This window comes from uncultured Agitococcus sp. (genome assembly GCF_937920075.1).
Taxonomy (GTDB): domain Bacteria; phylum Pseudomonadota; class Gammaproteobacteria; order Pseudomonadales; family Moraxellaceae; genus Agitococcus.
The window spans coordinates 1-8,754 of sequence record NZ_CALETI010000311.1; the positions used below are offsets into that span (position 1 = coordinate 1).

6 protein-coding genes and 1 CRISPR repeat array are annotated in these 8,754 nt (G+C 39.0%); all 6 genes read left to right on the forward strand.

Annotated features, from left to right (window positions below):
* Positions 1–309: a CRISPR direct-repeat array (repeat unit 29 nt; unit sequence CCTCTTCCCAGACTCTATGGGATTAAGAC).
* Between the two features lie 267 nt (positions 310–576).
* The 6 genes from Q0212_RS10820 to cas2 all read left to right on the forward strand — a co-directional run bounded on the left by Q0212_RS10820 (position 577) and on the right by cas2 (position 8,587).
* A complete protein-coding gene (locus Q0212_RS10820; RefSeq protein WP_297925338.1) occupies positions 577–3,234 on the forward strand; it encodes a hypothetical protein in 2,658 nt (885 codons plus the stop codon).
* 11 nt (positions 3,235–3,245) lie between these two features.
* Positions 3,246–4,448, forward strand: a complete 1,203-nt coding sequence (locus tag Q0212_RS10825; protein ID WP_297925341.1) for a hypothetical protein — start codon at positions 3,246–3,248, stop codon at positions 4,446–4,448.
* Between the two features lie 88 nt (positions 4,449–4,536).
* On the forward strand, positions 4,537–4,857 hold the full coding sequence (locus Q0212_RS10830) for a YkvA family protein (protein ID WP_297925343.1): 321 nt from the start codon (positions 4,537–4,539) through the stop codon (positions 4,855–4,857).
* Positions 4,858–4,953: 96 nt separating this feature from the next.
* A complete protein-coding gene (gene rmuC / locus Q0212_RS10835) occupies positions 4,954–6,876 on the forward strand; it encodes a DNA recombination protein RmuC (RefSeq protein WP_297925346.1) in 1,923 nt (640 codons plus the stop codon).
* Between the two features lie 45 nt (positions 6,877–6,921).
* Positions 6,922–8,127, forward strand: a complete 1,206-nt coding sequence (locus Q0212_RS10840) for a DUF1887 family CARF protein (RefSeq protein ID WP_297925347.1) — start codon at positions 6,922–6,924, stop codon at positions 8,125–8,127.
* A gap of 175 nt (positions 8,128–8,302) precedes the next feature.
* Positions 8,303–8,587, forward strand: coding sequence for a CRISPR-associated endonuclease Cas2 (cas2, locus tag Q0212_RS10845; protein ID WP_297925349.1), 285 nt, complete (start codon positions 8,303–8,305; stop codon positions 8,585–8,587).
* The last annotated feature ends 167 nt before the right edge of the window (positions 8,588–8,754 follow it).

Below are 8,754 nucleotides of genomic sequence, written 5' to 3' on the forward strand. Positions count from 1 at the left end.
CCTCTTCCCAGACTCTATGGGATTAAGACCCCGACTTTATTTTGAACGGCACGTTATAAGCGTTCGAACCTCTTCCCAGACTCTATGGGATTAAGACCCAGTCATGTAAGCACCTGACTCACATCCTGTAAGGTTCGAACCTCTTCCCAGACTCTATGGGATTAAGACACCGTTGCTCCATGTCTTTAAAACATAGAGATCGCGTTCGAACCTCTTCCCAGACTCTATGGGATTAAGACGTTTTGCTAACACCTATCTTTCGATATTTTTCGAGTTCGAACCTCTTCCCAGACTCTATGGGATTAAGACAACCAACAGTTGTGACTATAACCATTTTCTATGTTCGAACCCTTTCCCAGACTGATAAATCCTCCCCCAACCCTCCTTTACCAAAGGAGGGGGCATCATCGCTAAAATAAATGCAAAGCGTCTCCCCCTTTACCAAAGGGGGACTAAGGGGGATTTTTGAATATGTCCATAATGGAACTGACTACACAAAAACGCATTGACACAGCCTGCCCTTTTTTTTACATTCCTTGTTAAATTAACTTTATAAATATCAAGGAATGACCTTCCATGCTTACCCTTTGTCTCGCAGGCGTAACACTATCTTTGCCTAAATCACTCACCGCCATTAATCTACATACCACAACATCACCCAACACCCTCAAAGACGCTTATTTGCTGCTTTCAAAACAACAACAAACACCCAGCTATATTGCATTTTCGGCTAACACTCCTAGCTTATTGTTATTGGCAAGTCAACAGTATTGGCCTGATGCCTCGTATTTGCTACAAGAAAACGACCGTTGGTTAGAATTGCCCAGCGGTGAATATTGGTCGCTTAACGAAACAAACACGCCAACAAATGCTACAGTCACTACCGAACCTAAAACTTCTGTTTCCACAGAAACCGAAAATATAGAATCACAAACACCAACCGCCCTTAACACAACAGCCGTATCGCCTAAAAAAGATAAAGAACTCTTAGCCGAGGTGTTTAAATTTGCCTCATGGGGCGAACACGAACCCGAACATCGCGCTCAATTAGATGGATTGTTTAGTGAATTATTAAAACGTAGCGAGCGTCAACCCGAACTGATGCAAAATGCACAAAAACAACGCAATTTAGGCACACAGGCTTATAACAAATGGATAGCTTGCGAAAGACGACTAAAAAGTGGCGGCTTTTCGGTAGAATTTGAAACATGGTTTCAAGGTCAAATTGACAATACTAACCCTGCCATTGCCCAATACTTAAAATACAAACTCAAAAGATGGCAAACATGGAGCAACAATAAACGCCAACAATTTGCTACAAACACGACTTGTCAATTAGCCCCTGTTAGCTTTAGCGACCACCACCCCAATAGCTTACGTCATTTGCCTACACATCATCATTGGCAAATTTTGATTGACGAAACAGGCAGCGAGTTTGATAACAGCAAACACCTGAGTGTACACGATACCAAATTAGGGCGTATGGTTGCCTTAGCCATTCCTGTCAACAAAGTCAGCTTACCGCTCCTAAAAAATAATTTTCATGCCACTAACGAGTCCGATGCAAACTTAGATGAAACCATCAAAACCTTGCTTGATAATCCCATAGGGATTGTTGGCATTACCGTTAATGATGCTTTATTGGGTAAAAGCTCAAGATGGTTTAGTGGTATTTATTTGTTGATGCGTATGGTGTTGCGTTTATTACCCATTAATGGTCAAGGTAAAGTTGAGTTTTTTATTGAGCAACGTAGTAGCTTTGATGCCAATATGTCACTCTTTCCTATTCAACAATTACTCGAAACCGAACTGCAAGCCTTAGATGCCGACCGATTTAAGCATGTCAGTATTGAGTTGCAGTTTGCTCATAAAAATCATCATCCTGCCAACGGTTATGTTGATGCACTCGCACATATGTGGGCGGCTGGCTCTGCCAATAGCAAAACACGACTAAAACGCAGTGCTTTGCGTGGCCATTGTTTGTTAGAGCCACAACACGATGTGATTGAGCGTAGTTATGCCGCTATTGACCAACAACACATACTCAGCACCAAAGACTGGTATGCCTTAGTCAGTGCCGTGAGCAATGAGCCAAACAGTAGTTTATTGCATAATGTATTGGCTCAACTAGGCAAGCACATACAACAACAAGCCACGATTTGGCAGCGATATTTGGCTTTTGTCACTCAATTACTACAACACAAAAATTATCATTTGCTTGAGCTTAAAACCGCATTAGATTGGCTCGCCAACTATACGCCCAAAGAGTGTGCTTTACCGCCTATGCTTACTTTGCATTGGTATATGGCTCGCTTAGCATGTGCGAATCATTTAGGCCAACATGATCTGCCTTTGTTGTCGCAATCATTAACCTTGGCACAAGGCTTACTTGATGAAAATGCCATGGAAGTTTGTCATTTACATTTGCGTATTGCAGTGGCAGCCACCAACCAATTTGAATTTGACTCGGCACAAGACATTTTAGATTTTTGGCAATCACAAGACGCACGTTTAATGGGATTAAATAACTACGGCAAATATCTGTCTAGCTTAGGCCAGTTAGCAGCGTTTAGAGGCCAAAATAATCAAGCGATTAGCTACTTTGACCAAGCGATACGCACTTTTGACCAATTAAGCGACCCACAAGAAAAACGTAAACAACAACGTCAAACCGAAATATACCGATTAATTGCACTCACCGACAACGAAGGCGTGTCCGACCAAGCCTTACAACAAGCCTTAGAAACCTTTTGGCAAAAACCACTTGCAAGCATTGCCACACAACTTGGCCGCAGTGATAACGACCAACGCTTTGAACAACATTTATTATTGCGAGTGATTGTAACAAGACCAGCCTTACAACAAGATAGCTACTTAGAAACCGCCGACGATTGGCAATTTGAACCCACACACCCTTGGCCGTTGATTGCCGCTTATCGTGCTGTGCTATTACACGCCAAACAGCCTCTTAAGGCGAGTTTGTGGATGCACAAAGCTATCAATACTTGTCGTGAAGCAGACGGAACAACTTTACAATGGATGGGCGAAGTATTGGCATTATGGGTGCAACAATATGGCATTCGAATAGACGCATTGGCAAGCAAATCGCTACAGCAACTACACAGTCAACTGCCTCATGCGCCATGGACATCTTTAGAAAAGCTAAAAAATGCGTCTAACCGTAGCCAAGCCATGCAAGGCTTAATGGCATGTTTACCGTTTAATTTTCACTAAGGAACAAAAAAATGGACTTGTATGTGCTGATTGTCTCTGACCACAACTTAGCCGAACTACGGGCGTGTTTATATTACAAACCACGTCATATTTGGCTAGTGGCCAGTCAGCGTATGCAAAAACCTGCTCAACGCTTATTTGATGTTTTAAAGCAGCAATTTGCACCTGAGCAGTTAGATATTTTACAAGCAGTACCTAATGTACCTTTTGACGGCAACACCTTACAAGAAACCGATGATTGGATTAAACAAGTTTTTACGCCACAAATTAAACAGTTTAACAATGCAGCTCAACAGCAATGTGTGCTGAATATGACGGGTGGCACTAAAACATTATCTTATTTGCTGACGCGTGCTTATGCTTGGCAAGAGATTCATTATCAACCCTTTGGCAACAAAGTACCATTAGAGCGTTTTTGTTTATCTACTCAAGGCTTAAACATTCTGCCAAATATTGATTTAGCCAATGTGACTATTTCTCCCAAAGACAACGCTCTGTTATATATGGATTATGTGCGTCCACACACGCCTAATGCTATTCGTAAACACCCAAACAGTTTACCACTAGCATTATCTCGGCTTGAATACCCTCAAGAATGGAAAAAAATAACCGATTTATTAGAACAGGGCTGGCAACAAAACGAAACCTCAACGTTTGTGAGTGTCACTTGCTCGCAAGAGATCAATGCTGAGTTTATTATGTTACTCAACAGCGTGATTGAGTCTAAACCTGCCCCTCTTAGTCTAAATCAACAGACACTTACCTTGCCTTCACTCCATTACAAAGCCTACCAAAAATGGCGCAAATGGGTCTCAGGAGATTGGTACGAACAACTCATTGAGCATTGGTTGACCACTGAATATCAGATAAAGCCTGAGCATATTTTAACTAACGTACAGTTAAGCAATAAGACTGACCCACAAGGTCAAGAAAGTGATACTTTATTACAGTTTAACAATAAACTTTATGTGATTGAAATAAAAGCCGATATTCCCAAATATAAAACACTAGGCGAAATGGAAAGTCAGCTTACATCTTTATCAGAGCAACTTGGTAAAGTAGAAAAAGTGTTAATTGTGTCGCCCATGTTAAAAGCAAAATATAGTAACGAGCAATGGTTAAGTTTTGAGTTACGTTGTAAAGGTAAAAACGTAAAATTGCTGACTGTTGGCACCAAAGAAGACTTAAAAGCATTGTTTACGACAGTCAGTTAATAGTCTGGTGTTTACAAGCTTGTAAGATGGCTCGTCGTCGTCGTGCTTAGTTATGCTATGCGTACTTAATCACCCTCGGAGCCTTATCATGACCACTTATACCAACAATTCTTTTTGGAACAAAATTAAAAAAGTTTTTAAAGCTGCAGGCCGCGAAGTTGTTGAAAAAGCTCTCTGGCTTCATTATGCCGCCCAAGACCCTAATGTGCCATTAGCTGCTAAAACCACCATTTACACCGCACTCGCCTATTTTATTTTACCTGTTGACCTAATTCCCGATTTTTTACCAATGGGTTATACCGATGATTTTGGTGTTCTCATTACAGCCGTCAGCACCGTATCTATGTACATTACCGATGAAGTTAAACAAAAAGCCAATGACACGCTAAGGCAATGGTTTGGAAGTTGACCTTAGTCATCTTTCCATAAGCTTGCAATTCATAAATTGTCATTTGTTATCACACATAATTGATTTTAACTTTTTTGGTTTTTAAGGTAACTCATCATGAATACAGTTTTTTTGATTTCTACTTTTGTGGCTTGTGTTGTTTTTTTAGTAATTGGTATGGTGATTGGTCGTAGTCTTTCCAAAACCATGTTATTGAGCTTAGAAAGCCAGTTAAAAACTCAGTTTGATGCCGAGAAGCAAAAACAAGTATTAGAAATACAATCTTTTCAGCAAAAATTGGCTTTAAAAGAACAGCAAAATGAACAGCTTGAACAATTTATTAGCAATCTTAAACAGGATTTGCAAAAAAACTTAACGTCTTTAGATAATGTTAGAAATCAACAAGCCGAGTTAAATGCCAAACTCAGTGCTAGCCTTTCTACAGAGCAAGGTTTGACAATTCGTTTACAAGAACGAGATAGTATCATTGCTGCTCTCAATCAAGAAGTCGTGACATTAGCCAAAGACAAAATCAGCCAACAAGAGTTGATTGAGCAACAAAAAGTTCAACTTGGCCAAGCGCAAGAACATCAACAACAATTGGTATTATTACGCAATGAACAACAAAGCAAAGAACAAAATCTACAAGCCACACAACAAGAATTAACTAAAGCGCATGCACATATTGCCGAATTAGAAATGGCAAACCAAAAAGATGAAAAACTTATTGCCGAACGTGAAAAAACTATCCATCAAATGCAATTGAGTTATGACACTTTATCCATGCAATATGAACAACATAACCAAACCATCAAACAACAAAATGCCTTGATTGGCCAAGCTCAAGCAGAAAAAGAACAACTTGTACAATTACAGCAACAACTACAACACAAAGATGAATCTATTCAACGCTTACAAACCGAAGCCACATCGTACATTAGCACCATCAAAGAGTTAAAAACTGCTGCCGAAAAAGATGCCAAAAATATGGCCGAAAAACTCGCTTTGCTAGAAGATAATAAATCTCAACTTAAACAAGAATTTGAAAATCTTGCTAATAAAATTTTTGACAACAAACAACAACACTTTGCGACAGCAAGCGAACACAGTCTAAATAGTTTACTTAATCCATTTAAAGAGCAACTAGCAGCTTTTCGCCAACGTGTTGACGAGGTGCATAGCAATAATATTGAAGGCCAAACTACTATTAAAACAGAGCTAGAAAAGCTACGTGAATTAAATACTCGTATTAATGACGAGGCCGCTAACTTAACCAAAGCCTTAAAAGGTGATAAAAAACTACAAGGCTCGTGGGGTGAGCAAAAAGTCGATTTGTTATTACAACGTTCTGGCTTGCGCAAAGATATTGAATACAGCAAAGAGGAAAACTTTAAAAATGAAGACGGCGATAATCAACGCCCAGACTTTGTAGTAAAACTTCCCGAAGGCAAACATTTGATTATTGATAGCAAAATGTCTTTAGTGGCTTATACGCAATATGTGTCTGCCGACAATGAACCAGCGCGTAAACAGGCTTTAGAACAACACATCAAAGCCGTTAAGGAACACATTAACACACTTAGCCAACGTAAATATCACTCACTGAATGGTTTAAACACGCCCGATTTTGTGTTTTTGTTTATGCCCATTGAGCCTGCATATATTTTAATTGCTGAGCATGCGCCAGAGGTTTTTGAGCAAGCCTACAACAAAAATATAGCCATTGTAACGGCTGCAAACTTATTACCTGTGTTGCGTGTGGTTGCAAACTTATGGAGTATTCAACGTCAAAATCAGACCACTAAAGAATTGGCCGATCAAGCAAGCCGTGTGTATGATAAGTTACGCATTTTTGTTGAAAAAATGGAAGACATTGGCACACATCTTAATAAAGCTCAAGACTGTTATCGCGACTCATTTAATAGCCTAAGAGATGGTAAAGGTAGCCTTACAAAAATCGTTAGTAACTTTGTTGAGCTAGGCGTTAAAGTTAATAAACAATTACCAGCAAGTGTGACGATGGAAGATTTGGATAACTAAATAAATACCCCTCTGTTTTAAAAATCTATTTTATAGGAAAATCTTATGTCTCGTATTATGTTAATTATTGCAACAGGACAAAACGCGGCAAACATTCAGCCATTAAGCGAAACTAGCTTAAAACCTGATGCTGTTTGTATTGCAGTCACACAAACCATGATGCCACAATTTAATGATTTGAAAAATCAAATTACTCATTTAGGCATTCGTGTTGAAGAACCTTTATTATTAACCAATGAGCTTGATACTGCGCAATTAGAACAAACATTTAGCCAATGGCTGTTAGAAAAACATACAGATAATGAAGTCTTAGTTAATTTAGCAGGAGGTTTAAAAACCATTACCATTGCTGCATACAAGGTATTTTCGGCTTTAGGCGCAAAAATATTTTATACACATTTTGATGGTCAAATTATTTGGGTAGATGCACCTTTAGACACATCATTACGGATTAAGCCTAATATTAGTTTGGCAGCCTATCTTAAAATTTATCAGTATGAAATTACTAAAAAACAAAATCTTGCTGATATTTCTAAAGGACACAAACAATACGTTCAAGGATTGTCAAATTATTTGCGTCACAACTTTGATATGAGATGTCATGCAATTAGCCACTTAAATTGGCTAGCCAAACCCATTATTGATAGCATCAACAAGCATGAGCGAGTCTCATCTAAAAATCATCCTAAACAAAGTCTGCCAACTTTATTTATTGAAAATCCAAAATTTAATTCTCAACTTGATGAGTTATATCAAGCCATCCCTTATATCGAAGAAGTTTTTAATATAAGTCCTAAACGTCTTAGCTTTAGCTCTGTAGAATCAGCAAAAATAGTTGCTGGCGCATGGCTAGATATTTTAGTTGCAGAAACATTACGTCAACTACCTGAGTTAAATTTTAGAGATATTTGCATTAATGTCTCATTTAGCAAAAGCACCCAACGTCAAGGCAAAGTTACCTTTAATGAATTAGATGTTATGGCTTTATATGGTACTAATTTATTGATTGTAGAATGTAAAACCGTCAATTGGGATAATAATAAAGACGCTTCACCACTTGAATCTATTTATAAATTAGCAGCATTAGCGGATATTGGCGGTTTAAATACTCATGCCGTTTTTGTTTCATTATATGAATTGCCTGCTAATGCCAAAACACGTGCTGCTGAAAATAACATTATTGTTATTGATGGAAAAAAACTCCTAGACTTGCCCGCTCTTATTAAACAAGGCATTACTAATAATAGCTAAACCCCCTCACCTAGCCCCACAACACATGGGGCTAAGCCTCTGCTATTACCCCCCTCATCACACTCAAAACCAACAAACTTCGCAAGCTTATAAACGACACAATCGTCTAAAAAACGCTCTACACTCACCACATACCCACCAAAAGACTGATATTTGTTAATTGGAGTATGCCGTCATGCCACAACGCCAATTATTTTTAGCTGCTTATGATGTTCGAGAACCTAAACGCCTGCAAAAAGCATTACACGTTTTGCGTGATTATACCTGTGGTGGTCAAAAGTCAGTTTTTGAGTGTTATTTAACGGTTGCTGAACGCCAACGGCTTATTAGTCGGGTTTTAACTGTCATTGATGAAAGTGAAGATTTCTTTTTGATTGTGCCATTACGTCAAAGCTCACCTGTTAGAGCCATTGGCACTGCCACTCCGCCTGCTGACGATAATTTTTTATATATTGGTTAATTGCTTAGAGGTGTTTATGGAAAGCATTTATCAACTTCGCCGTAAAACCTCGCGCCTTTTGGTTACTGAGCGAAGTCGAAGCAAGGCCGAGGATATAAGGCGGTGACACGACGGCTTATCAATACTTCGGCTTCGCTCAGTAACCATGCGATTTGGCACAAATCAGC